General features: G+C 72.8%; 13 protein-coding genes and 1 pseudogene. 8 read left to right on the plus strand and 6 right to left on the minus strand.

From position 1 onward, the window contains the following. The first annotated feature begins 36 nt into the window (after positions 1-36). Together OG852_RS01015 and OG852_RS01020 are read left to right on the plus strand one after the other, a co-directional pair. Positions 37-621, plus strand: a complete 585-nt coding sequence (locus tag OG852_RS01015; RefSeq protein WP_133916195.1) for a TetR/AcrR family transcriptional regulator — start codon at positions 37-39, stop codon at positions 619-621. A 500-nt stretch (positions 622-1121) separates the two neighbouring features. After that, complete coding sequence (locus OG852_RS01020) at positions 1122-2609, plus strand: ricin-type beta-trefoil lectin domain protein (protein WP_330346836.1); 1488 nt, start codon at positions 1122-1124, stop codon at positions 2607-2609. A gap of 92 nt (positions 2610-2701) precedes the next feature. Here OG852_RS01020 and OG852_RS01025 read toward each other — a convergent pair whose 3' ends face one another. The 3 genes from OG852_RS01025 to OG852_RS01035 form a co-directional block, all read right to left on the minus strand. Further along, positions 2702-2974, minus strand: a complete 273-nt coding sequence (locus OG852_RS01025; RefSeq protein ID WP_330346837.1) for a hypothetical protein — start codon at positions 2972-2974, stop codon at positions 2702-2704. 333 nt (positions 2975-3307) lie between these two features. Next, positions 3308-7597, minus strand: a complete 4290-nt coding sequence (locus OG852_RS01030; protein ID WP_330346838.1) for a serine protease — start codon at positions 7595-7597, stop codon at positions 3308-3310. A gap of 26 nt (positions 7598-7623) precedes the next feature. Continuing rightward, entirely contained in the window at positions 7624-7980 is a 357-nt protein-coding gene (locus tag OG852_RS01035) for a CU044_2847 family protein (protein WP_166663681.1), read from the minus strand. A 511-nt stretch (positions 7981-8491) separates the two neighbouring features. Between OG852_RS01035 and OG852_RS01040 the strand changes: the two genes are divergently transcribed. The 3 genes from OG852_RS01040 (at position 8492) to OG852_RS01050 (ending at position 11832) form a co-directional block, all read left to right on the plus strand. Then, entirely contained in the window at positions 8492-9217 is a 726-nt protein-coding gene (locus tag OG852_RS01040) for a ferritin-like domain-containing protein (RefSeq protein WP_330346839.1), read from the plus strand. A 302-nt stretch (positions 9218-9519) separates the two neighbouring features. Continuing rightward, positions 9520-10539 carry an alpha/beta hydrolase gene (locus tag OG852_RS01045; RefSeq protein WP_330346840.1) on the plus strand — a complete coding sequence of 340 codons (1020 nt, stop codon included), beginning with the start codon at positions 9520-9522 and terminating at the stop codon, positions 10537-10539. Positions 10540-10602: 63 nt separating this feature from the next. Next, positions 10603-11832, plus strand: coding sequence for a glycosyltransferase (locus OG852_RS01050; RefSeq protein ID WP_330351372.1), 1230 nt, complete (start codon positions 10603-10605; stop codon positions 11830-11832). An 18-nt stretch (positions 11833-11850) separates the two neighbouring features. Here the strand turns inward: OG852_RS01050 and OG852_RS01055 are convergent, their stop codons facing one another. Continuing rightward, the gene (locus OG852_RS01055; RefSeq protein ID WP_330346841.1) at positions 11851-13275 is read right to left on the minus strand and encodes an MFS transporter; all 1425 of its coding nucleotides are present in this window, start codon (positions 13273-13275) and stop codon (positions 11851-11853) included. Positions 13276-13546: 271 nt separating this feature from the next. On the opposite strand from OG852_RS01055, the gene OG852_RS01060 reads away from it, so the two are divergent. Both OG852_RS01060 and OG852_RS01065 read left to right on the plus strand, forming a co-directional pair. After that, positions 13547-15274, plus strand: a complete 1728-nt coding sequence (locus tag OG852_RS01060) for a fatty acyl-AMP ligase (RefSeq protein WP_208117320.1) — start codon at positions 13547-13549, stop codon at positions 15272-15274. A gap of 47 nt (positions 15275-15321) precedes the next feature. Beyond that, entirely contained in the window at positions 15322-22056 is a 6735-nt protein-coding gene (locus OG852_RS01065) for an SDR family NAD(P)-dependent oxidoreductase (RefSeq protein WP_330346842.1), read from the plus strand. On the opposite strand, the gene ccrA is transcribed toward OG852_RS01065, so the two are convergent. Both ccrA and OG852_RS01075 read right to left on the minus strand, forming a co-directional pair. Next, a complete protein-coding gene (ccrA, locus tag OG852_RS01070) occupies positions 22057-23367 on the minus strand; it encodes a crotonyl-CoA carboxylase/reductase (protein WP_330346843.1) in 1311 nt (436 codons plus the stop codon). Positions 23368-24210: 843 nt separating this feature from the next. Then, positions 24211-24417: pseudogene (locus OG852_RS01075) on the minus strand (C4-dicarboxylate ABC transporter); the annotation flags it as partial. 565 nt (positions 24418-24982) lie between these two features. Between OG852_RS01075 and OG852_RS01080 the strand changes: the two are divergent. Continuing rightward, a complete protein-coding gene (locus OG852_RS01080) occupies positions 24983-25459 on the plus strand; it encodes an Ig-like domain-containing protein (RefSeq protein ID WP_330346844.1) in 477 nt (158 codons plus the stop codon). Positions 25460-25622 lie beyond the last annotated feature (163 nt).

Raw genomic sequence — 25622 nt, forward strand, 5'->3', positions numbered from 1 at the left:
AGTGCATCACGAATCAACAACGGGAGTGGATAGGTCATGGGCCGACCCCTGCGGGCCGATGCCGCGCGCAGTGTGCGCGTGATCCTGGAGGCGGCCGAGCAGGTCCTTGCCGAAGACCCCGGTGCCTCCATGGAGCAGATCGCCGAGCAGGCAGGAGTGGCCAGAACGACCGTGCACCGGCGGTTCGCCAGCCGCCAGGCCCTCATCGAGGCACTCGCCGCCTCGGCGAAGCGGCAGCTCATGGAGTGCGTGGAAGACGCCCGCATGGACACCGCACCCCCGCTGGTGGCACTGCACCGTGTCACGGCGAACGTCCTGCGGATCAAGAGCGTCTGGCGGTTCACCCTCGGCCACCCCCTCGCCGACACCCCCCTCACCGCGGTGATCTGGTCCGAGATCAACGCAGGCGCCCTCGAGTTCTTCGCCCGGGCCCAGCACGAAGGGCTCCTCGCCCCGGACGCGGACCTGATGTGGGCGCGGCGGGTCTACTACGCCCTCGTCGACGAGGCCCAGCACGGAGGCGGCGCGGACCGCGACCCGGACCAGGTCCGCCAGAACGCGGACGCACTGGCCACGCTCGTCGTCGACACGTTTCTGCGCGGCGTGGGACCCCACGGCTGAACCACCAGGACCGGCCCGACCGCACGCGGCACGTCGCGATCCTGCCGCGAGGTGCAGCGCGCCATCACCGCAGCACCCGGCGCGGGCGGCCCGAGCGGCCGCCCGCGCCGGCAGTGCGCCGCTGGTCGGGCAGCGCCGCCCCGCACACCCCGCCGTACGTCCTCCCCCGGGCTGATTCCCCTGCGCGGGTTCCGGCCGGTCGCGCCGATCACGGCCCCGGCGGCCTCCTGCGCCGGCCTCGGCATGCGCAGCGGCGGGCTCTCAACGGCCGGACGGGGACTGGTCGGTGTGAATTCGGGGCCGCGCCGTAGTTCGGAACGGTCATGGTCTTGTCACCCGTGCGGGCGCTGTGCCAATCTCCGCCATGGTTACGTAAACATGGTCGGTTCTGACGGGTCCGGGTCTGCGCCCGGACCCAGGTTCATCAGGTTCATCAATGCCTCGGCTCAGGTGACGAACCCGCGCTCCGCCCTCCACGTTTTCCCGTCACTGGAGACGACATGACAAAGACCCCGACGAGGTCGAGAAGACTGGCCACGGTGCTGATGGCCGGCTTCGGCGCGGCACTCATGCTGCTGACCGCCCCCGGCCCCGCCCTCGCCCAGCAGGCTCCCCGGACGCAGGCCGCCTCGCAGGAGGCGTCGGTGAAGCCCGCGCCGAAGGGCGCCACCCGTGACTTCCGCGGAGTGAACTGGGCCGACCCGCGCGACAACTACGCCAGTGACGCCGTGGTGCCGAGCGGGCTGTCGGTGACCGACAGCTACCGCACCGTGTACCGCACCACGGAGAAGATGGTGCGCGGCTTCAAGAAGAACCTGGGCGCCAACACGCTGCGGCTGCCGATCAACCCGGCCACCGTGGGCACCATCTGGTGGAAGTCGTACCGGGCGACGATCGACGCGGCCACGGCCCATGGCGACAAGGTCATCGTCAGCTACTGGGAGGCCGACACCAGCAAGGACGGCCTGGTCGACGACACGGCCGCCTGGAAGACGATGTGGAACACCGTGGTGCGGGAGTACAAGCACAACCCGCGGGTCTACTTCGAGCCCATGAACGAGCCGCACGGCTACACCCTGGACCAGTGGGTGTCCGTCACCAGCGGCTGGCTGGCCCGGCACAAGGACGTCCCGCGCGGCCGTGTCGTGATCAGCGGTACCGGCTACAACGACAACGTCACCGGTGTCGGCGCGGCCCGCGAACTGCGCGGAACCCTGCTGTCGCTGCACTTCTACGGGTTCTGGAACAGCTACACCCAGCAGTCCGACTGGACCGCCGACCTCGAAGCCCGGATCGGCAAGTACGCCGGGCGGACCATCATCGACGAGGCCGGCGCCCCGATGACCATCGGCCTGAACTACGGCGCGTGGAACGGCAACATCTACACCTCGTACCTCGCCTCCGTGGCCGGCACCGCCCGCAGCAAGGGGATGGGACTGGTGTACTGGCCGGGCCTGCGTTTCGGCGACTCCTACTCGATCGAGTCGCTGGACTCCCAGGGCAACCTCGTGGACAACAGCGCCACCGGAGTCGCGCTGCTGCGCTGGGGTTACGGCTTCGGCAAGACCCCGCCGGTCAACGACCTGCCGCCCGCGCCTCCCGGTGAGGTCCTGCGCGGAGTGGGCTCGGGCCGCTGCGTCGACGTGCCCGGGTTCAGCACGGCCAACGGCACCCAGCTCGACCTCTGGGACTGCAACGCCGGCGGCAACCAGTCCTGGAACTGGAACGCGGACAAGCAGCTCACCGTCTACGGCAACAAGTGCATGACGGTCGGCGGCACCGGAGCCACCGCGGGAGACCCCGTGGTCATCACCGACTGCACCGGCACGGCGGCCCAGCAGTGGAACGTGAACGCGGACCTCTCCGTGACCAGCGTCGCGAACCCGGCGCTCTGCCTCGACGCGTCCGGTGCGGGCACCGGCAACGGCACGTCGGTCGACGTCTGGTACTGCAACGGCGGCAGCAACCAGCAGTGGACGAGGAGCTGACACCGGCACGGAACACGTCAGCGCCGCCGCGCTTCGCCCCACGGCGAGGCCGGCGGCGCTGCGGTGCTCACGCGGACCGCCGGCCGGGTACGTCAGGCGACCGGGACGGCGTCGAACACCTTGTGGTGCACGCGGACCTGGGCCGATCCCGCGAGGCGTGCGAGCAACGCCCGGTAGCGGTCCAGGACGTACGCCTGGCGGACCTGGTCGTGTGCCGTGGCGAACGACTGGTGCGGGAAGTCGCCGCGGTGGGACGCCGGCGCGGCCGGGGCCGGTTCCGGCCGCAGCCCGGGCGGGTCCGCGATCGTGCGCTCCTGCCCTTTCCCTTCGCGACGGACAGGCGCGCCGAAGCCCGCGCCGGCCACGACACGGCCCGCGGTCCCGGGAGGACTCCCTCAGGTGCGCCGGGTGGTGATGCCGCTCGGCCGGTTCATCCGTCACCACCCCGACTCCGCCCACGCCTGCGCCGGCGAGATCACACGCGCGGCCCACGATCGGCGGGGACGCCGCCAGCAGCAGCTGGACCGGTCCCGGGCGGGCCGCCCCCTCCAGCCGGCCGCCGGCGGCCTGGCCCCCGGCCTCGGCCCGCCGGTGGGCATCCGGCTCTCCCCCTCGGCAACAGTGCCCGGACCGGACCGAGCCAACCGGCAGGAGATCGCGTGTCCTGCCGCCTCGCACCGCCGGCGGCGAGCCCCCGGTCAGCTTCCGCAGATCGGTCCGGGCGGGAGCGCAGCGGGCACGCTCTGGCGTTCCGTCTCGGTCAGGTCGCGTTGGTCGACGACCGAGCAGAGCTTCGCGCGCCACAGGGAGGGGTCGAGCCGGAGCAGCGCGGGGACGTCGCTTCGGTCGTCGTCAAAGTGGTGGCGGGAGACCAGCAGTGTCCGGCCGTCGGATGTGCTGTCCAGGAAGCGGGTGGCGGTGCCGAAGTCGTAGGACTCCTCAAAGGACCGGTCGCCGACCCGGTAGATGCGGGCCTTGCCGGAGTCGGCCACGAGGAAGCGGCCGTCGCCGTGCAGGAAGCCGACCACGTAGCCTGCGCCGCCCGGTGAGGCGCCGATCGCGGGTAGCGGGCCGAGCAGGTTCTTGGGCGGGCGGGTCCGCCAGACCTCCGGGGTGGAGCCGCGGCGCAGCACCGCGAGGTATCGGCCGCTGCTGTCGAAGAAGGCCGCGTCGGCGTCGGGGCCGAGGTCCAGGCGCAGGTCCTTTTTCTCCTGGCCGGTCCGCAGATCGACGACCCGTGCTTGGTCACCGGCACCGAGGACGAGGACGTGACCGCTCAGCGGATACCTCGCCAGACGGATGCCGAGAAAGTCCCCGTCCCGTCTCCGCATGCCCAGGGCGCTCAGATCGACCGTGGACCGCCTGTCTCCCGTCACCGGGTCCCAGACCTCCGCCCACCGGCCGGAGAAGGTCACCAGTCGTCCGTCCCGGTCGAAGAAGAACTGCCGGTCCTGCGCCTGCGGCCCCTCTGCCCGCATCGGCGAGAGCTCCCGGACCTTGCGCAGGGACGGCAGCGCGAAGACGCCGATCTTGTCGGCCGCGATCCGGTCCGCGACCAGGCTTTCCCGTGCGTTGATCACGAAGGGGTCGAGGGAGTCGGTGGGTCCGGTCGCATAGGAGCGACGTACTTCAGCCAGAACCCTCATCGGGTCGGCCGTGCTGCGTGTCCGCAGCCACTGGCCTCCGTCCTCCACGGCGATCATGGTCTGTCCCCCGTGCAGCAGCAGGGCTTCCTGCCGGACCGAGATCACGGCAGTGGCGGGCAGGGGGAGGAACCGCACCTCGTAGCCGACAGCGAGCATGGCCGTCGCCCTGTGGTCGCGTTCCACGACGGCCACGGGGAGGGCGCCCAGCTCGTCGTGGCCGATGCCGGGAACCGAGGTGGTGCGCCGGTCCAGGTCCAGCTGCACGAGCCCGTCGGACCAGTTGTTCACGACGACGCGCTGTCCGGTCCAATCCGTCCCGTACGCCTCGCAGTCCGTGACGTTCTGCGTCTGCGGGACGTAGCTCGCCCGGCCGTGCGCCGAGTCCGTGGGGTTCTCGGTCACCGGCACCCGGCTGTACGTCGGGTGCCGCCGTGAAGAGGGGGTGAGGTCCGTTTCGGGCGCGGTACAGGACACCACCGCGCGTCCGTCGCCGGAGACCTGCGCGTCGCTCACGTGCTCGGCGACCACTGTCGTCCTGCCGGTCCGCAGGTCGACGGCCAGCACCTCACCGTGGGGCTTGTGCAGGTCGTCGTGGGAGCTCAGCACCCGAATGGTGCCCCGCACCAGCAGGGTGTCGGAGGTCGGGCCGAACCATACGGCGTCGACGCTCTCCAGCCATGAGGGGGCCTTGACGAACCTGCCGCCGGTCGCGGTGCCCAGATCCCACACCATGATCTGCTTCTTGCTGACAGCGGCGGCCCGCCGCCCGTCCGCGGCCAGCGCGGCGACGTGGCTCATGGAGCCGAAGCCCTTGTCGTCCGTCTGGTCCAGGGCGCCGGGGGCGGTGTGCGCGGGCCCCAGCAGATGCCCGCCCGAGCGCTGGACGTCGTGCCAGACCACTGAGCCGCCGGTGGCGGTGTAGCCGACCCGGCTGCCGTCCGCGGTGACCATGGGGTAGAGGGCGTTGGTCGTCAGGGGCAGCTGTTCGCGGTGGGTGCGCCCGCTGTCGTCCTGGATGAACGCCGTCGCCCGGCCCAGGGTGGTGACGGCCACCACCACACGTCCGTCCCGGCTCGCCGCCACATCGTTGATCTCGCCGGGGACCCCGGACAGGACCCGGTCGGCGGTGCCGTACGTGGCATATCTCTGCAGCAGTTCGTCGCGTGCCTGCGTGGTCGGTGAGGTGGCGTACGCGGCGATCGCCAGGAGGATCGACATGCCGGGGTCCTGCACCTGCAGGTCCGCGGAGACGGCGGCCAGCGAGCGGGACTCCGCCTCGGCCTTGCGCTGTGCGCTCACCCCGGTCTGGTACACGAAGAGCGAGACGAGGACCACCATGACCGTCATGAGCGCGAACCCTGCGGTGGCAACCGCCCGTCGTCGCCGGACCGTGCCGCGCAGCCGGGCCCACCCCTGCTGCAGGTAGTGGCGCTCCCCCGCCCCCACATCCGGGCCACGGCTGTCCAGCCAGCGCCGCGACGCCTCCAGGGCCGCCGCGTCCGGCAGCCGGCCCCGGGGACGGCCGGCGGCTTCCCACCGGGCCATGTCGTGCCGCAGGTTCTCCCGCCACACCAGGAAGTCCCGGTCCTCCTCGACCCACCCGCGGAGCCTGGGCCAGCAGCCGATCAGCGCCTCGTGCGCCAGTTCCACGGTGTCGCGGCCCGATACGTCCCGGTCGAGCACCAGCAGCCGGTGCTCGGCGAGGGTGCGGGCGATCTCCCACTGGTGCGGCCCCAGTTCCCCGCGTGCCACGACCTGGCGGGTGGCTGCCGTGCCCCCCATCGGAACCCTGACCAGTTGGACGAACAGCCGGCGGGCGACCGCCTCGGTCCCCTCCCGGACGCACTCCTGCCAGGAGTGTTCCGCCTGGTTCGCCAGCGCGCCCTTGACCCCGCCCAGGTTCTCGTACGCTGCGAAGGTGAGCCGGCCCTGTGACTGCCGCTCCCACAGCCGCGCGAGCGTGAAGCCGAGGAGCGGCAGGATGCCGGGAGCCTCTGCGGCGTCGCTGAGCAGCCTGTCGACGAGTCCGGGTTCGTACGAGACCGCCGCAATGGCGTCGATCGGGACGGTGACGACTTCTCTGAGCCGGGATCCGAGCAGGGGAGCCAGAACATGGATCTCCTCGCCGAGTACCGCGCCGAGCCCGGGGTGGTTCAGGGCGGCGTCCAGGAAGTCGGCCCGCAGGGTGGCGAGCACCCTGAGCCTGTTCGGCCGGCCTTCGGCGAAGAGCAGGCGCACCGCCGAGCCGAGGTCAGGGGCGTCGTCGGCGAGTGCCTCCTCGAGCTGGTCCACGATCACCAGCAGGCTGTGGGCGCCCGAGCGGCGCAGGACGTCGTCCACCGCCCCTGTCAGGCCGTGCTCGGCCAGTTCCCTCTCCAGGGCGCGGATCTCCCGCAGCCGCTCTGTGCCTGCCAGTTCCGGCCGCATCAGTGCGGTCAGCTCGGCGGCCAGGGCATACACCAGCGAACCGGTCCGGGCCGGCCGCAGTACCACGACCGCGTATCCGGACGCCCGCAGCCGGGGCACCACCCCGGCCAGGACCAGTGACGATTTGCCGCAGCCCGACGGACCCACCACCGTGACCACAGGCTTGGCCCCGACGACGGCGGCGAGTTCCGCGCTCTCCGCCGAACGGCCGTGAAAGACCCCGGCATCCCTCTCCTGGAAGGCGGCGAGCCCGCGGAACGGGGATTGGGGACGCGCGAACTCTCCCAGAACCGCAAACGCGGCCACGATCCGCTCGGTGGGGATCAGGAAGGCCGCCCGAGGCGCTCGCGGCTCGGCGACCGCCACGATGCCGATCACCGCGGACAACTCGTCGTCCCAGACCGGTCCGCCGCTGAAGCCCCTTGATATCGGGTAGCCCTCGGGCGCCGCCTGCTCGAACTGCACCAGTCCCGACGCCTGTCTGGCCCGTAACCGCCCGGCGTGCCAGACGCCTTGGTCACGGCCCGCCGGGAATCCGAAGGCCCGTACCGGATGGGACCACACGTCTCGCGCCTCGGCCATCCGCACCGGTGCGCCACCAGCGGGCGGGGAGGGCAACCGCAGCACGGCGATGTCGCCCCCGCCCCGGGGGTGAGCGGGCTCCCAGTACTCCACGTAGGCGGCGGCCGGGGCGCTCTCGGGGTCCCGGCCGAGCGGGAGATCCACCTCGATGGCGGTATCCGCCGACGGGGCCGGATCACCGTCATGCCGCCCCAGGGCGGCACTGACCACATGGGCGCAGGTCAGCGCCAGATGGGGGGCCACGAGGAAGCCGGTCCCCACGGGGCGCCCGTCGCCGCCCCTGATCCTGAGGATCGAAGCCTCGAGGACTTCCGGTCCTGTGGTCTGTCCCACTGCGCGTCCCCCGTTTCCCCGTGCGCTCAGCCTGTCGCGGCACTGCCTTCCTGAGCGGAGGTGCGCCAGGTCATGGAGACCGCGAAGGTGGCGGCGGCGGCTGTGCTGGCGATCAGCACATCGGCCTCGGTGGACAGCGAGATGCCGAACTGCACGGTGACCTCGTCCGGAGCGGACGCCATGCCCTTCAGGCTCGTCACGAAGTTCTCGGCGACAGGTCGTACGGTGGCCAGCATCTCGCCGAAGGAACGCGAGGCCCGCACGGATGGCGAACGCCCCGGCCGTGCCACCGGGAGCAGACCCTCGTCCAGCTCCCGGACCTGCACCCGGACGACCTCGGAATCGCCTGCGGCGCTGTCGATCGGCACATCCACCACATACACGGCCCGGCCCCCCTTGCTCGCGCCCGGGCAGACTACCGGCCCCCTCCGCCCGGCTGAAGTGCCCACGCCAAGTCTGGCGGATTCACGACCGGTACCGAGGTCATCGTCCGCTTCCCGCAGGCAGCCCGGCGCAGGCCTGTGTCACCTACGAGCGTGACGCCGGCTCCGGCTGCCGGGAGACCGCGCGGCCGCGGCACACAGGGCGGTGACGGCGCATACGTACCTGAATACGTACTCCTACCGACGTGCCCCCGACCCCTGTGCTGTTTTGTTGCGCTCATGACGACACCGAGCGTGGTGAGGCACGTACCGAGGCACTTGCCCGGGCCGGGGAACTCCGTCGTGCCTCCCGCGGCCGTGCTGTTCGCCGGAGGTCCTCCGAGCGCCGGGGCACCTCCTGTCGCGGGGATCCGTCCGGGAGCGCAACGGCAAGGTCCGGGCCGCCGGGCTTATCGCGGCGCTGCCCCGTCCGGGCGGGGCTGAGCGGGGCGGGGGGATGGAAGAGAGCGGCATGAGGGCCTCGGGATTCGCCGAGTGGGCCCGTCACTTCGAGACCGAACGCGACCGCCGCGCGGCCCGGCCCGACCCGCACTGGGAGGCGGGTGCCTCCCTGCCCCCGGCGGTGCGGGCGAGCGTCCAGCGGTTCCAGGCCGGCGAGGACGGCGACAGCTCGGCCCTGTTCGCCAAGGCGGATGCGGCGGGCGATCCGGAGTACTCGGCGGCGCTGCGGTTGTTCGTCGCCGAGGAGAAGAACCACGCGAGGCTTCTCGCTCTGCTGCTCAAGGCGGGCGGGGCGACGACGCGGGCCGGGCACTGGAGCGACAGGGCCTTCGCGCGGCTGCGCCGCGTGCCGGGGCTGCGCACGGAGCTGCTGCTGCTGATGGTCGCGGAGGTGGTCGCCCTGCGCTACTACCGGGCGCTGCGGGACGGGACCGGCGATCCGCTGACGTCGGAGGTCGCCGGCCGCATCCTGGCGGACGAGGAGCGGCACGTCCCTTTCCACTGCGCGCGGCTGCGCGCGTCCGTCGCGGAGCTGCCGCGCGCGGCCCGGCGGCCCCTGCTGGCGGGCTGGCGGGTGATGCTCCTCGGCGCGGTGGTGGTAGTAGCGGCCGACCACGGGCGGGCGCTGCGCGGGCTCGGGGTCGGACGAGGACGTTTCGTGGCGGACGTGCTGAGGTCGGGCGGTCCGGTGACCGCGGCGATCCTCGGGAGGGCCGGCCTCGACCGCGTCCTGTGACCCCGCAGGAACGCCTCCCGCTCCCGCGACGGCGCCCGCGGGGGGGCAGGCGGCGCACGAAACCCGTGCGGCCGCATCCTTCTGCCCCGGGAAGGTGCGGCCGTTCTTCTTCGGGGACCGGTTCCCGGCGCCCGAACAAGATGGCGCCTTTAGGGGTGATCACGTGCGGCCGGCGGTGTGTCATGTGGGGGCCGACCGCTGATTTCGGGGCATGGTGGGGTCCGTCTGTGTGCGGGCCCGCGTCAGGCTGAAGCGAAGAGCCTCGCCAGGTCGGCCCGCTCTCTCAAGGAGCGCTCAAGAACATGCCGTTCACGCTTACTCGTCCGACGTTCCCGGCCTTCAGCGCCAGAAGATTTCTCCATGCCGGCCTGGCCCTTGCCGCATTGCTGTTCGCTGCGGAAATCCCGGCCCACGCCCATAGCCCGGGCGATGTGCGGCAGAACAGGGCCGGGGAGGCCAGTATTGTTTCGGTCACGCGCATCGACGAGCGCACCCGGGACCTCATGGTGCATTCGCCCGCAATGCAGTCCGATATTCCCGTGCGGGTTATTCTCCCGAAGAGCTGGGAAACGGAGAAGGAGCGTAAATTCCCGGTTCTCTACATGCTGCACGGCGGGAATGACGACTATACGTCGTGGACGCGTGAGACGGATATCGAGGAACTCGCGAGGAACACGGACGTGCTGGTCGTCATGCCTGACGGCGGGAAATTCGGCTATTACAGCGACTGGCACTCCGGAAAGCGCCTGTGGGAGACGTTCCACACCGGTGAGCTCGTCCGCCTCATGGAGAAGTCCTACCGTGCCGGCTCCTCCCGGGCGATCGCGGGGCTGTCCATGGGAGGGTTCGGGGCTCTCAACTACACGGCGCACCACCGGGGGATGTTCCGGTACGTGGCGGCGATGAGCTCGTACGTGGACCTCAACGAGCCGTCGGTGCGTCTGACCCTGCAGCTGGGTGCGCAGAGGGACGGCGTCGACATCAGTGAGGTCTGGGGCGATCCGGTGAGGGACTTCACCATCTGGCAGGAGCACAACCCCGCCGCGATGCCCCGGTCGTTCCGCGGGACGCGCGTCCACCTCTCCTCGGGCGACGGAACGGTGGGCCCGCTGGACACCGGGCACCCGCTGGACGTCATGCTCGTCGGTTCGGTGGCCGAGACGGTGCTCCCCCGGCAGGTCAGGCGATTCGCCTCGGCGCTGCGGTCGGCGGGCGTGACGACCACGACGCACATCTACCGGCCCGGTACCCACTCCTGGCCCTACTGGCAGCAGGAACTGCACGGCATCTGGCCCGCCGTGGTGCGCGTTCTGGGACAGTAGCCCGCCGCAGGGCACGGGCCGCCGCTGTGGAGAGAGGTCATCGGGATGGGGCAGCCAACGGTGATGATTTTCGCCGGCGGGTCGCGCGGCGACGTCCAGCCCTGCCTGGCCCTGGGGCAGGCGCTGGTGCGCCGGGGCATCGCGGTGCGGGTGCTGGCGAGCATGCGTTACGAGCAGCTGATCGCGGAAACCGGGGTGCGCTTTTATCCGCTGCCGGTCGACCCGGCGGAGATCATCGAATCCGTCGCGGGCCAGGAGCTGCTGTCCGGCCGGCCGGGCCCGTTCGCCTTCGTCCGCAGGATGAACCGGGTCCTGCGGCCGTGTGTCGAAACGGTCCTGGACCACGCCCAGGCGTGCGCGCAGGGCGCGGACCTCGTCCTGGCGCCGACCCTGGGCCTGTTCGGTGTGCATCTGAGCCAGTGCCTGGGCGTTGCGCACGCGGTGCTCCACTTCCAGCCGAGCCAGCCCACCGGCGCTTTCCCGCACCCCTTCGTACCGGCCCGGACCCTGGGCAGTCTCGGCAACCGGGTCAGCTACGACGCGGTGGACATGGGCACCTGGCTGCTGGCCCGGCGTTTCCTCAACCGCTGGCGCGTCCGGGAGCGGGGGCTGGCGCCCCTGCCGCTGCTGTCCCCCCTGCGCATGGTGCGCCGCGCCCCGGTGCTGTGCGCCTTCAGCCCGGCCGTGGTCCAGCGGCCGGCGGACTGGGGGCCGAACGTGCACCTGACGGGTTTCTGGAACCTCGAGCGGCCCTCGTGGACTCCCCCCGAGCGGCTGCGTGCCTTCCTGGAGGCCGGGCCGCCGCCGGTGTACGTGGGGTTCGGCAGTATGAGAACCCCCGACCCGCGGCGTACGGACCGTATGGTCAGGGCCGCTCTGAGACGGGCGGGCCTGCGCGGTGTGCTCGCCGGGGACCCGGCGATGAGTGAGGACGACATGCTGGTCGTCTCCGACACCCCTCACGAGTGGCTGTTTCCCCGGATGGCGGGGGTCGTCCATCACGGGGGCGCGGGCACCACCTTCGCGGCGCTGCGGGCGGGCGTGCCGTCCGTGGTGTGCCCGTTCTTCGGTGACCAGCCGTACTGGGGGGCGCGCGTCCATGCGCTGGGGGCGGGCCCCCGTCCGCTGCCCGCCCGGGACCTGACGGCCGGGAGCCTTCTTCAGCGGCTTTCGGCGCTCACCGGCGAGGCCGCCTACCGGCGCTGCGCGCGGCGGCTCGGCGGGGCGCTGCGCGCGGAGGACGGCGCCGGGCAAGCCTGCCGCGTCCTGAGGGGGGTTCTTGCCTGCCTTTAGGGCGGCCGCGGGGGGCCGTCAGGAGTCGACGAGGGTCTTGTTCCTCACCTGGGGGGAGCGGCGCAGGGCCCACAGGGCCACGGGTGCGCCGGCCCCCACCAGCACGGCCGCGACGCACAGTCCGGCCTGGTAGCCCGTCGTGAACGCCTGGCCGTCGGGGGCGTGGCCGGTGGCGAGGGATTTCTCGACGAAGGTGACCACCGCGCCGACCAGCACGATGCCGAACACCCCGGACAGCTCCCGTGCGGCGCTGAAGAGACCGGCGGCGAAGCCCGACAGGTGGTCGGGGGAGGCGCCCAGCGCCTGGGTGGTCAGCGGCAGGGCCAGGGCCGAGCCCGTTCCCACCGCCGCCAGTCCCGGAAGGAGGTCGAGGAGATGGCCCCGGTGGCTGCCGGCTGCGACGAGGAGCAGTCCCGCGGCGACCAGCAGCAGCCCCGAGGAGGCGACGCGGGCGTCTGTCCATCGTCGGGCGAGGGCGCCGACGAACGGCGCGGTGACGAACAGTGCGCAGACGACCGGGGTGAACGCCAGCCCGGCCCGGGTGGGGCTCAGCCGCAGGCTGTTCTGCAGGAACTGCGAGGTGTAGAAGTACACCCCGCTCACTCCCAGGCCCCACAGGAGCTGGGTGATCACTCCCCCCGCGAAGGCGCGCCGGCGCAGCAGGGTGACCAGGGCGGGGCTGCGTCCGGGTCTCCTGATGCAGTAGAGCGTGAGCAGGCCGGTGGCGCCGGCCATCCCGCAGAGCATGACCGGCGGCTCGGTGAATCCGTAGCTGGGTCCCTGGATCAGGAAGTAGGCGAGGGCGGCCAGGGACAGGCAGGCCAGCGTGATCATGTGGTGCGGTACGACGGCGGCCGGCCCGGGGCGGGCGCCGCGGTGGTGTGCGGGCCCGGGGATCACCGCGGCCCCGATGACGAAGCCGGCCAGCCCGAGGGGGATGTTGAGGGCGAACAGCCACTGCCAGCCGAGGTGTTGTGTCACCACGCCGGAGATCACGGGCCCGAAGGCGAGGGCGGAGGCCATCGTGGCCGACGTCGCGCCGAACGCGGCGGTGCGTGCCCGGCGTGGCACGTCCGTGGCCATGACGGCCAGCGAGGACGGCAGGATGAACGCGGCACCGGCGCCCTGCAGGGCGCGGCAGCAGACGAGCATCATGCCGGTGGTCGACAGGGCGCAGCAGACGGAGGCCAGTGTGAAGGCCGCCACGCCGGTGAGCAGTGCCCAGCGCCGGCCCTTGGTGTCGGTCAGCTGGCCGGCCATCAGCAGAAGGCTGGCCAGGGTGAGCGGATATGCGGTGGCCACCCATTTCAGATCTGTTTCCGACAGTGAGAGTTGGTGGCGCATCTGCGGCAGGGCCACGTTCACGATGGAGCCGTCGAGTGCGGTCAGAAATGTGGAGAGAACGGCAGTCGACACGACGCTGGCGGCGCGTAGTCGGCTCACGGTTTCCTCCCGAGGTGCGATACCCCGGCGTGGGGAAAAAACAGGTGTCTGGACTGTAAGGCCGCCCTCCCGCGTGATCTCGTCTTCGCGCACGGTACCGGCGTGTCACTGGAATATGTCGACATCTCCGTGTTTCGCTGTGCCATCGATGACCTGGCAAGCCGCGGCACGCGCCAAGCCCTGTTGGGAGTCCGGATGCCCCACGGAGGCAGGCAGAGCGGCGCCACTCTTGCATGCGGAATGAAGGTTTGGTGAGCACGTGCCATCACTGGTGACAGAAACACTCGGCCACAATCTCGCCCATGTAGCGGCTCTCACCCCGGATGAAACAGCCGTCACCTTTGTGGACTACAGTGCCGGCGCCGGCGAGGCCACCTCACTGACCTGGAATCAACTCGAGGAACGGGTTCGTGTCACCGCATCGGGAATTCGGAATCTGTGTGCGCCCGGTGAGAGAGTGGCGGTCGTCGCGCCGCAGAGCCTCGCCTACATGGTCGGGTTCCTGGCGGCCGCGTGTTCCGGTGCGATCGCCGTCCCGATGTTCATGCCCTCTCTGCCGGGGCATGCGGAGAAACTCGCGGCCGTGCTCAAGGACGCCGCTCCCGCCCTGGTGCTGACCGTCGAGGAGCAGCGCCGTCCTCTTGCGGAGTTCTGCGCCGACCAGCAGATTCCCGCCACGTGCCGGATCGTCACCGAGTCGGATCTGTGCGGCGCGGCCACGGGATCCGGTTCCCCCCTGGGGGGGCTTGATCCGCAGCAGGTGGCGTATCTGCAGTACACCTCGGGCTCGACCCGTGTTCCGTCGGGGGTGGAGATCACCCATGCGAATGTGTGCGCCAACGCCCGTCAGGCGCTGGAGGCGTACGACCTCGCCCGGGGCCGCAACTGCACGGTGGGGTGGCTGCCGCTCTACCACGACATGGGACTCGTCCTGGCCGTCGCCCTGCCGATCCTCGGTCATCTTCCCTCCGTGGTCATGGACCCGCTGGCGTTCATCCAGCAGCCGGCCCGCTGGCTGCGGTTGCTGTCCCGGTATCGCGGTGCGCTGACCGCCGCGCCCAATTTCGCCTACGACTACTGTCTTCACCGCCTGCAGGACGAGGACCGCGCGGAGCTCTCGCTGGGATCCGTCGCGGCGATGGTCAACGGCAGTGAGCCGGTCGCGGCGCGCACCCTGGAGCGCTTCCAGGCGGGGTTCGCGTCCGCGGGCATGCGGCGTGTGCTCATGCGTCCCTCGTACGGGCTGGCCGAGGCGACGGTGTTCGTGTGTGCTTCGCCGGTGGGCGAGGAGCCGACCGTCACGTCCTTCGACCGGGAGGCCCTGGGGCGGGGAATCGCCCGGGCCGTCGATGCCGCCGACGGGCAAACGGCCGTGGAGGTGGTGGCGTGCGGTCGTCCCACCGGTCAGGAGCTGGCGATCGTCGATCCGGCGACGTGCCGGCGCCGGGAGGACGGCGTGATCGGCGAGATCTGGCTGCGCGGGCCGAACATCGGCCGCGGCTACTGGAACCGTGAGCAGGACAGCGCCGCCACGTTCGGCGCGGTGGTGCAGGGCGAGGACGGCGGCGCCCCGTGGCTGCGCACCGGGGATCTGGGGGTGTGGCACGACAAGCAGCTCTATGTCACGGGGCGGCTGAAGGACCTGGTGATCATCGACGGGACCAACCACTATCCGCACGACATCGAGGAGAGCGCCCAGAAGGCGCATCCCGCCATCCGCCCCCATCACCTCGCCGCCTTCGCGGTGCCTGCTGCCGAGGGCGAACGGCTCGTCGTGGTGGCCGAGCACGCGCGGGACGTGGACCCTTCCCTGATCGCCCTGGAGGAGGTGACGCGGGCGGTGCGCAGTGCGGTCGCCGCCCGGCACGGGGCGGCCGTGCACGACTTCGTTCTGGTGCCGCCGGGCACGGTGCCGCACACCACCAGCGGCAAGGTGGCCCGTGGTGCCTGCCGGGAGCGGTACCTGACGGGGGTGTGGAGCGGGGGCGCCGACGCGTAGGCACCACCGTGGGGCACGGGCTGGAGCGCAGGCAGAGGGAGAGAGTGATGGAAGCGGACAGGGAAGCAACGGGGGCATCCGGGCGGCGGCCGGTTGCCCGCGGTGAACTGCGGTCGGTTGTGCGCCGGCTCGTCGCGGAGGCCTGTGGGGTGGCGCAGGAGGAGATCGACGACGCGCGTCCTGTGGTGGAGTACGGGCTGACCTCGCGTGGCGCGGTGGCTCTGGCGGGCCGGCTGGAGCAGGTGTTAGACCTGTCGCTGCCCGCCACGCTGCTGTGGGAGACCCGCACGATCGACGAGCTGGTGCGGCGTCTGGGCACCGTCGGGGACGGTGCGGGCCGCTCGCGCGGGCAGGACGAGGGGCGGCCGCGGGGCGGTGACCGGCCCGCCGGCGCGGCGGCCGTTGCCGGCGGCGGTGGTGTGGGCGAGGGCCCGCCGGCGCCCGAGCCGATCGCGGTGATCGGTCTGGGCTGCCGGCTGCCGGGGGGTGTCAGCGGCCCCGAGGCGCTGTGGAAGCAGCTGCTGGCCGGGAGGGACTTCGTCGGGGATGTGCCGGCCGCGCGCCGCAGGTCCTTCGCGACCGGTTCGTTGGGCGGGGCGCCCGTCGAGGACGTCATCGGGCAGGGTTCCTTCCTCGACGACGTCGAGGCCTTCGACGCGGAGTACTTCGGCATCACCCCGCGTGAGGCGCAGGTGATGGACCCCCAGCAGCGTCTGCTCCTGGAGGTCGCCTGCGAGGCCCTGGACCATGCCGGCCGGCCCGCCTTCGGCCTCGAGGGCAGTGACACGGGTGTGTTCGTCGGCCTCAGTGCCCTCGAGTACGGGCACCTCACCACGGCGGACCCCGCGCGCCTGACGCCGTGGACCAGCACCGGCGCGGCGGGAAGCATCGCCGCCAACCGGCTGTCGTACCTGCTCGACCTGCACGGTCCCAGTGTCACGGTCGACACGGCCTGCTCGTCCTCGCTGGTGGCGGTGCACCAGGCCTGCGTGAGCCTGAGCCGCGGCGAGTGCGACACCGCCCTGGCGGCGGGCACCAACGTGCTGCTGCTGCCGGCCGTCACGGCGTCCTTCGAGCAGGCCGGGGCGCTGGCGGCGGACCGGCGGTGCAAACCCTTCGACGCGGCGGCGGACGGCATCACCCGCGCGGAGGGGTGCGCGGTCGTCGTCCTGAAGCGGCTGGCCCAGGCGCAGCGCGACGGCGACCGGATCCTGGCCGTCGTCAAGGGCTCCGCGGTCAACAGTGACGGCCGGTCGGCCGGCCTGATGGCCCCCAACCCGGCGGCGCAGGAAAGCCTCCTGCGCAGGGCGCTGGGCACCGCCGGGGTCGACGCCGGCAGCATCGACTACGTCGAGACGCACGGCACCGGCACCCTGCTCGGCGACCCCATGGAAGCCGGCGCGCTCGGCGCCGTCATGGGCCGCGGCAGGCCCGCCGACCAGCCGCTGCTCATCGGCTCGGTGAAGAGCAACCTGGGGCATCTCGAGGGCGCGGCGGGAATCGTCGGTCTGGTCAAGACCGTGCTGGCGCTGCACCACCGGCACATCCCGCAAAATCTGCACTTCCACACGCCCAACCCGCACATCGATTTCACCGGCCTGCGGCTGCGGGTGGTCTCGGCCCCCCAGGACTGGCCCGTCCATGAGGGCCGCCCCGCCCGGGCCGGGGTGTCGGCCTTCGGTTTCGGGGGCACCAACGCGCACATCGTGCTCGAACAGGCGCCCGTCACCGCCTCCGGCGCGGCGGGCAGCGAGGAGAGCGCTGCCGCCGGTGAGGGGCCCCACGTGCTGGTCGTGTCCTCGCGCTCCGCACAGCGCATCGGTGACGCCGCCGCCGCCCTGGCACGGCTTGCCGCCCGCGACGACGCACCGTCCCTGCGAGACCTCGCCCACACGCTCGCCCGTCACCGCAGCGGGCCGGTGTGCGCCGCCGTCACCGCACGCACCCACGAGGAAGCGGCCCGCCTGCTGGCGGCTCTCGCCCGCGCCCAGGAGGGCTTCGGCCTTGTCGCGCCCTGCCCCGACCAGTACGCGGTGCGGGCGTTGGCGGGCCGTCGGCCCGTCTTCGTCTTCTCGGGGCACGGCTCGCAGTGGCCGGGAATGGGGTGGCGCCTGCTCCAGCAGGACACGCTGTTCGACGCCGCGGTGCGCGACCTCGATCCGCTCTACGCGCAGGCGACGGGTCACTCCTTGCGCACTCTGCTCGACGTGTCGGCCGGCGCGGGCGTCGAGCATGTCCAGCCCCTGCTGTTCGGCATGCACGTCGCGCTGGCCCGCACCCTGGAGGCCTACGGTGTGCGGCCCGCCGCCGTGATCGGCCACTCGGTGGGCGAGGTGAGCGCCGCGGTCGTCGCCGGAGCGCTCAGCGCCGCCGACGGCCTGCGCGCCGTCCTCGCGCGGTCGGCGCAGCTGGCCGCCGTCGACACCGAGGGCGCCGGCGCCATGGCCGCCCTCGAGCTGGACGCCGGGGAACGGGCGCCGGTGCTGGCACGGTATGCCGGCGTCGAGATCGCCGTGCACTCCTCCCCGCGCAGGTGCACGGTGACCGGGCCGGCCCCCGAAGTGCGCCGTCTGGTCGACGACCTGGCCGCCGAGGGCCGTCTCGCCCGGCTGCTGGACGTCGGGGGCGCGGGACACTCCCCGGCCGTGGACGTCGTCCTTGCGCCCCTGCGCGACGCCCTGGGCACGCTCGCCCCGGGCCGGGCCGACGTCACCTGGTACACCACCGTCCTGGACGATCCGCGCGCCGCGGTCCACGCCGATGCCGACTACTGGTGCGCCAACGTGCGGCGCCCGGTGCGTCTGCACCAGGCCGTCGAGGCCGCCGCCGACGACGGCCTCGACCTCTTCGTGGAGATCTCCCCCCACCCCATCGCCGTGGTGCCGGTGAGTGAAACCCTCCACGCGGCCCGCGCCACCGCACAGACGTGGGTGATCCCCACCCTGGACAGGCGGTCGGACGAGGCGGTCGGCCTGCGCACCGCGCTCACCCGGCTGCACTTCGCGGGGGTGAGGGTGAACGAGAGCCGCCTGTGGCCCGCGGGCGGCCGCACCGCCCTTCCCAGCCCCCTGTGGCGCCACGGCCGGTACTGGTTCGACCGCCGGCGCGCCACGCCGTCCTGCGGCGTTCCCGGTGCGGGCCCGCTCGCCGTGCGCACCGACGATCCGCGCACGGGCGCCGTCCTGTGGCAGAGCGACCTCGGCACGTCCGGCCCGCACCCCTTCGCCCGTGCCCTGCACGGACAGCCGGTGCTCACCCTGCCCGCGGCCGCCGCCCTGGTGATCGCGGCCGCCCGGGAGGTCCACGGGCACGACGCCGCGGCGGACCTCCTGCTCGAAGACCTCGTCATCGACCGGTGGCTCCCGCTGTCCACGAGCACCCCCGTCACCCTCCTGTGGGAGCCCGCCGGCGAGCGCGCGAGGGTCACCGTCAACGCCCGTGCGGCGGACGGCAGCTGGCACTGCTACGCGTCGGCGCACGTCACCACCGGCACCGGGGTGGTGCCGTGCGAAGACACCTCCCTCACCAGCCCGCCGGCGACCCTCGTCAGCCAGTGGGAACCCGCCGGGGACGAGGCGGCGGACGGCGAACGCGACCTGCCCGGGCCCGAGGCCCTCCTCACGGCGCTGCTGTACGCGCCGGCTCCCGGCGGGGCGCAGAGCGCGGACGGCAACGCCCTGGGCGCCGGGTGCGCGCCCACCGTCCCCGCCGCCGTGCGCCACCTGCACCTCCAGCAGCCGACCGGGCGCGAGCCGGTCACCATCGAGGCCTTTCCGGCGGCGCCCGCGCCCGGGCAGGACGCCCCCGTCCCCGGGGCGGACGCGCTGTGGGACGTCGTGGCGCGCGGGGGACAGACCCGGATCACCGCCCGCGGCGTGCGGCTGCGTTCCCCCGGCCACGGGGAGATCCGCAGGCCGCTCGAAGCGCTCAGCTACGACATCCAGTGGCAGAAGTCGCCCGCCGCGCTGCCCGAAGCGCTCGACAGCGTCCTGCTCCTGGCGCACGAGGCGCCCACCGGCGGCGCCACCGGCCCGCTGACGTCGTCCCTGGACGCGGCGCTGCGCGCGAAGGGCGTACGGACCACGGTCGGTGCGGCCTGCGGCACGGATACGGAAGCGGTCCTCGACGACTGGCTGGCAGGCACCGAATCCGACGCCCACCGGGCCGTGGTGCTGCTGCTGACCCGGCCGCCCGCCGACGCCGCCGACGCCACGGGCCTGCACACGGCCTGCCGGGTCGCGCGACGGATCGCCTCGGGGGTGCCAGCCGGGCGCCAGCCGCGGCTGTGGATGGTCACCGAGCGGGCCCGGGCCGTGCACCCGGGAGAGACGGGCCGGCCGAACCTGGCCTGTCTGCGCGGCCTCGTACGCGCCCTGGCCCTGGAACAGCCCCTGCTGCGGGCCAGCCTGGTGGACCTGGACGACTCCCTCGGATCGGGTGAGGAACTCCTGCAGGAACTGCTCGGCGACAGTGCCGAGGACGAGGTCGTCTGGCGGACGGGGACCCGGCTCGTCGCCCGTCTTTCTCCCGCCGACCTGACCGCGCAGCAGTACCAGACCCCCTTCGTCGGCCGGCAGGGCGCCTACATCGTCACCGGTGGCCTGAGCGGGCTGGGGCTGGCAACAGCCCGCCGTCTGGCCGAGCAGGGGGCGGGCCGCCTGGTCCTCAACGGGCGGCGCCCCGCCACGCCGCAGGCCCGCAAGGTCATCGGTGAGCTGCAGGCCCACGGGACCTCGGTCACCGTGGTGCACGGCGACATCGCCGACCCCGCGGTGGCGCCGCGCCTGGTGCGGGCAGCGCTCAGCGAGGGCCACCGGCTGCGCGGCGTCGCCCATTGCGCGGGCGTGCTCCACGACCGGATGATCACCGACCTGGCATCCGGTGACATCGACACCGTGCTGCGGGCGAAGGTGCTCGGCGCGCTGCGCCTGGAGGAGGCCCTCGCCCCCCACGACATCGACTGGTGGGTGTTCTACAGTTCGGCGGCCGCGCTGCTCGGCTCCCCCGGCCAGTCGGCCTACGCCGCCGCCAACGCCTGGCTGGACGCGGTGGCGCAGCGCCGCAGGGCCGAGGGAAAGCCGGCCGCCTCCATCGCCTGGGGGCCCTGGAGCGAGACCGGTGGCGTGCCCGCGGGGCGGGCCATGGCGCTGCGGTCACTGACCCTGAGCGAGGGGCTGGACGCCCTGCAGACGCTCGTCGTGCACCACCGCACGCACACGGGGGTGGCCCACTTCGACACCGAACAAGTCCTCGGGGCGTTTCCCGGCGTGTCCGCCATCCCGTTCTTCGCACAGTGCTTCCCCGGCGATGCCGCCCCCGGCGACGACTGGGCCGGCCCCGACGGTATCGGGGCGCTCGGCGACGGCGCCGCGGGGAAGGTCTACGCACGCCTGGTCGAGCGCACCGCCGCTGTCATGGGCTTGGGGGCGGCGAGCATCGACCAGAGCGTTCCGCTTCCCCGGCTGGGCCTGGACTCGCTGATGGCGGTGCGCCTGCGCAATGCCGCCCGGCAGGACTTCGGCATCGACCTGGCGCCCGACCTCATGCTGCGCGGGGCGACACTTGAGCAGATCGGCGAGGCCGTCCTGGACGGCCTCGGCCTCAAGGGTGACAACGTACGGACCCCCGCCCCGCCGCCGAAGGGGACCGCCGGCGCGGCGGGCTCGCCCCGCCGGCCCGCGCTGCCGTCCTCGATCCAGCCCCGGGACGCCGCCGAACGCCTGGTGGCCGGGGCCTGGGCCGAGGTGCTGGGGCAGCGCCCCGCGGACGTCTTCAGCGACTTCACCGCGGCCGGCGCCGACCAGGACGCGGCCGGACGCCTCCTCGACGTGATCCGCGGGCGTCTGGACGGCATGCGGCTGGATCTGACCGCGCCGGCCCTGCTCACCGCGGGGACGGTGGCCGGCATCGCGGAACTGATCCGGCCCTCGGTCAACCCGGACGGACACTCCACGGTCACCGTCCTGCGGCCCCCCTCGCCGGGCTCCGCCCGCCTCCCCCTGTTCACCTTCCACCCGGCCGGCGGGCCCACCTCCGTCTACCGGCCCCTGACCCAGCTCCTGCCGCCCGACCAGGCCGTGTACGGCATGGAGCGCGTCGACGACCTGCACACGATGGAGGAGAAGGCGGCCCACTACGTCCGTCTCATCACAGACCTCCAGCCCCAGGGGCCCTACCGTCTTCTGGGCTGGTCGTTCGGCGGCTGTCTCGCCTACGAGGCGGCCCGCCAGCTGGCACAGGCGGGCCGGCAGGTCGGCTTCCTCGGCCTGATCGACACGATCCTGCCGGCCGCCCTTCCCGACCTCGACTCGCGCGAGCTGCTCCTGGAACGGTTCACCCGGTTCGCCGAGTACATCGACAAGACGTACGGCAAGAAGCTGGATCTGCCCTACGACGAGCTTGCGGCGACCCCGGACGAGCAGCAGATCGACGTCGTCATGCGCCTGGTGGCCGAGGCGGGACTCGACATGAGCCCGGGCATCATGGAGCACCAGCGGACCTCGTACGTGGACGCACGCGTCGGCGAGCGCTACACCCCGCAGCCCACCGGCGCGCACGTGGTCCTCTACCGGGCCCAGCAGGCGCAGCCCCTGACCACCGCTTTGGACCCGCGGTATCTGAGGCCGGAGGCGGATCTGGGCTGGGCGCCGCTGTGCGCCCGCCTGGAGATCGTGCCCGTGCAGGGCGACCACCTCTCCCTCATCGACCCACCGCACGTCGCCGCCATCGCCCGGCATCTGACGCGGGCACTCGCGCAGCGGGCCGCCGGTCCAGGGCAGTAGTCACCGGCGGAAGGCGTGCAGGCGCCTGTCATCGATCCGGGCCCGGGCGCCCGGATCGGTGACGCCCAGCCCCGGCGCGGGCGCCAGGCACAGCACGCCGACCTTGCCGATGTGCTGGTTGGTCTGAACGCTGCGCGCCGCGGCGGCGACGTCGTCGAGCGGGTAGGTCCTGGACAGCGTGGGCACCACGTGGCCCAGGGCGAGGAGCCGGTTGACCTCCCACTGCTCGTGGAGGTTGGCGCCGTGGCTTCCGATGATCCGCTTCAGGCGCATCCACAGATACCGGTTGTCGTAGAGGTGTTCGTATCCGGTGCTCGAGCCGCAGGTGATGACGGTGCCTCCGCGCCTGGCCAGGAAGACGGACGCGGCGAACGTCTTCTGCCCGACATGCTCGAAGACGATGTGCGGGTCCTCACCGACCGCGGCGCGGATGGCCTTGCCCATCTTCTTCCAGCCCTCCGGCCGCTGCAGAAGGGTGGGATCGCCCTCGTCGATGTCGGTGCGGTTGATGACCGCTTCACAGCCCAGCGTTTTCAACACGCGGGCCTTCTCCGCGGAGTTGACGACGCCGACGGGGATGCCGCCGCCGCCCAGGACGAGCTGGACGGCGTAGGCGCCCAGACCGCCGCTGGCACCCCAGACGAGGACGACGTCGCCCTGCTTCATCCGGGCGCCGCGTTCACTGACCAGCATCCGGTACGCGGTGCTCGCGCACAGCGGGTTGACGGCTGCCTCCTCCCAGCTCAGCGCAGCCGGTTTCGGCATCAGCTGGCTGGCCCGCACGACGGCGTAGTGGGCCAGCCCGCCGAAGTTGGTCTCGAAGCCCCAGGCCTTCTGCCCCTCACCGAGCATCCCGTCGCGATGGGTGTCGGGGTCCTGTTCGTCGACGTAGGCCGGCGAGATCACGACGTGATCGCCCACCTTCCACCTGCGGACCGACGATCCCGTGCGGACGATGACCCCGCAGGCGTCGGACCCGACGATGTGATACGGAAGGTCGTGACGTGCCTCCCACCCGCCGCTGCGGCCCATCTGCCGCAGGAACTGGAAAGTGGGCACCGGCTCGAACATGGCGGTCCACACCGTGTTGTAGTTGATGGAGCTCGCCATCACCGCGATCAGCGCCTCGTCCGGCGCCAGCTCCGGCATGGGGACCCGGTCGACGAAAAGGGACTTGCGTACGTCCTTGTCCTCCATGGACCGGAAGATGTCGACGTCCTCCTTGCGGACCACGGCGGCGGGGAAGTGGTCCGGCAGGGGAAGAGACTCCAGGACCGCAGCGTCGGCGCCGGCGAGAACTGCGTCGGACATGGAGGACTGCATCATGGCTCCTTGTGTCGGATGCTGGGGCGTGCACTGCGGCTGCTCTCCAGCAAGCAGTTACTTCGCCGGTGCCGCAACCGCAAAAGCGCGCCGTACGCTCGCCGCCGACGGCAAAGCCGCAGATCAGGCGCGTTCTGTTCCGGCCGCCCGGCGTGGTGTCCCGCTCTCGAAGGGAGCAGCGCGCATGACGGGCCGCGGCCGCCGACGCCGCCGGCGGTGCCGGCGGCTTCCCCGGGCGGGCGGCGGGCGCGCACCGGTGCGCTCCGAGCGCGGGCCGGCTCCGCGGGAGGAAACGGTCAAGGACATCGTCCGGGCGGTCACCTCACCCGCCTGCGCGGGGGCGGCCGTTCGCCTGCTTCGCCGCGGGAGCGGGCGATCGGGGCCGCGATGCGCGGAGCGCGCAGGGATGCCCGCCCCCTTCCCTCTTCGCGGGCCGGGGCGGTGGGCGCCCGGGCCCACGGGAGGCGCCCGGGGGCTGTGACGTAGCGGCCCCGGCGGGGGCGTGTCCCGTTCGGTGGCCCCCGGTCGCAGGCTTCGCACCCCCCGCCGCCGCGGGTGCCGCCGGCTCAGGCGATCGCAGGCTTCCCACCCCCGCCGCCGCGGATGCCGCCGGCTCAGGCGATCGCAGGCTTCCCACCCCCGCCGCCGCGGGTGCTGCCGGCTCAGGCGCCGGCGAGGAGGAGCGAGGAGGAGCGGTGTGTGGGTGTCCGGCAGGACGGGTGCCGCGCAGCCGGGCCCGGCTCCGATGTCCCCCGGCCGGACGGCAGGTGCGCCGGGCGCAGGGGCCGACGGCGGCGTCGGGGAGGGCGGAGAAGAGCGTCCCGTCGCAGGGAGCGCCGGCCCCGACGCGGCCGCCGCCATGGGCGCGCCGAGCGGCAGCAGCCATACGGGCGTGGACCGCGCCCCGTGCGGGTGTACGGCCATGACGTACGGCACGGCGACGGCCGCCGCCAGCGCCACGACCGTACCGGCGCCGAACAGCACGGCGTCGAGGGCGACCGCGGGCCCGGTGCCGGTCCAGTCCCGCCCGACGGCGAGGGGCCTCGCGGGCGCACAGGTGGCGCGGGCCCATCGGGAGGCCTGCGTGCCGCCGCCCCCGCGTCCCGGACGTGGACCTCAGCGGCCCGGCGATCCACGCCAGCCCGTCCGGAACACCCCGGCTCCCCGTGCTGCGGCCCGTACCGGGTCAGGTCACCGGTTCGGCAGGGGGCCGGCAGTCATGCCCGCCCCGGAGGCCGGCGGTCCTCTGGCAGGACCGCCGGCGAAGACAACGGGGCAGCCGGTGGACCGGGCGCGCGACTGCGCGGCGGCCCCTGGACGCGGGCATCCCCGGGGGGCGGGGGCAGGCCCGCCGGGTCCGGGCCGTCCGGGCCAGGGCACCGGGCCGTCCGGGCCAGGGCTCCGGGCCGTCCTGCCCGGTGAGGCCGAACCCGCCGGCGGTACGCGCAGGCCCCGCCCCCCGGGACGCCTTCACCCTTGACCCAATCGGCCGCTTTTGAAGGAATGTTGATGATATGGGCCGATTTGAAGACTTATCGTCACCTAGCGTAAAGGCATCCAGGACCATCCGGCGGCAGAAGAAGACAAAGGGAGTTGACCCGTGATGCGTAGACGTCCCCGTGACAGGTGGGCCGGGCTTACGGCGGCGGCCGTGGCGGCCGTGGTGACCGCTGCCTCTCCAGCGGTGGCTGCCCCGTCGGCCACGGGCGTCACCGTGTCTCCCGCCGCGGCCATGGTGGGGACGCCGGTCGAACTGACCGCGACGGTCACCTGCGCATCGGATCCGAGCGGCGGTCTGGGCATGACGTTCTTCGACGGCGCCGACCTGCTGGGCACGGTGCCCGTCGCCGTGAACGGCCAGGCCCACTACACCGCGTCGTTCGGCGCACTGGGCCCTCACACGATCACGGCCGCCTACAACGGCAACGACTCCTGCGACGCCTCCAGCGCCACGGCCGCCGTGTCCGTCCTGGCGTCGCCCGTCACTCCCCTCGTGCCCCCCGGGCTGTGCCTGCTCGCCTGCGGAGGGCTGATCGGCTTCGTGGTCGGCGACATCCACAACAACATCAGCATCGGCTGACCACCGCCGCCGGGCCACCGGGTTTGCCGGGACGGTGCCGTGGCAGGACACGCGGAGGGGGCCGGGGCGGCAGGTGCCCGCCCCCGGGTGATCTGGGGCCGGCCGGGCGGCGCATGACGACGGCGGCCGTCCGGCGCGGGGCGCCGGCCCTCCGTCCAGGGCG

The organism is Streptomyces sp. NBC_00582, from assembly GCF_036345155.1.
GTDB lineage: Bacteria > Actinomycetota > Actinomycetes > Streptomycetales > Streptomycetaceae > Streptomyces.

Coding starts and splice junctions, on each gene's coding strand:
- OG852_RS01045 (WP_330346840.1), top strand. CDS start 9,520: ATGCCGTTCACGCTTACTCGTCCGACGTTCCCGGCCTTCAGCGCCAGA.
- ccrA (WP_330346843.1), bottom strand. CDS start 23,367: ATGTCCGACGCAGTTCTCGCCGGCGCCGACGCTGCGGTCCTGGAGTCT.
- OG852_RS01040 (WP_330346839.1), top strand. CDS start 8,492: ATGAGGGCCTCGGGATTCGCCGAGTGGGCCCGTCACTTCGAGACCGAA.
- OG852_RS01065 (WP_330346842.1), top strand. CDS start 15,322: ATGGAAGCGGACAGGGAAGCAACGGGGGCATCCGGGCGGCGGCCGGTT.
- OG852_RS01020 (WP_330346836.1), top strand. CDS start 1,122: ATGACAAAGACCCCGACGAGGTCGAGAAGACTGGCCACGGTGCTGATG.
- OG852_RS01050 (WP_330351372.1), top strand. CDS start 10,603: ATGATTTTCGCCGGCGGGTCGCGCGGCGACGTCCAGCCCTGCCTGGCC.
- OG852_RS01015 (WP_133916195.1), top strand. CDS start 37: ATGGGCCGACCCCTGCGGGCCGATGCCGCGCGCAGTGTGCGCGTGATC.
- OG852_RS01080 (WP_330346844.1), top strand. CDS start 24,983: ATGCGTAGACGTCCCCGTGACAGGTGGGCCGGGCTTACGGCGGCGGCC.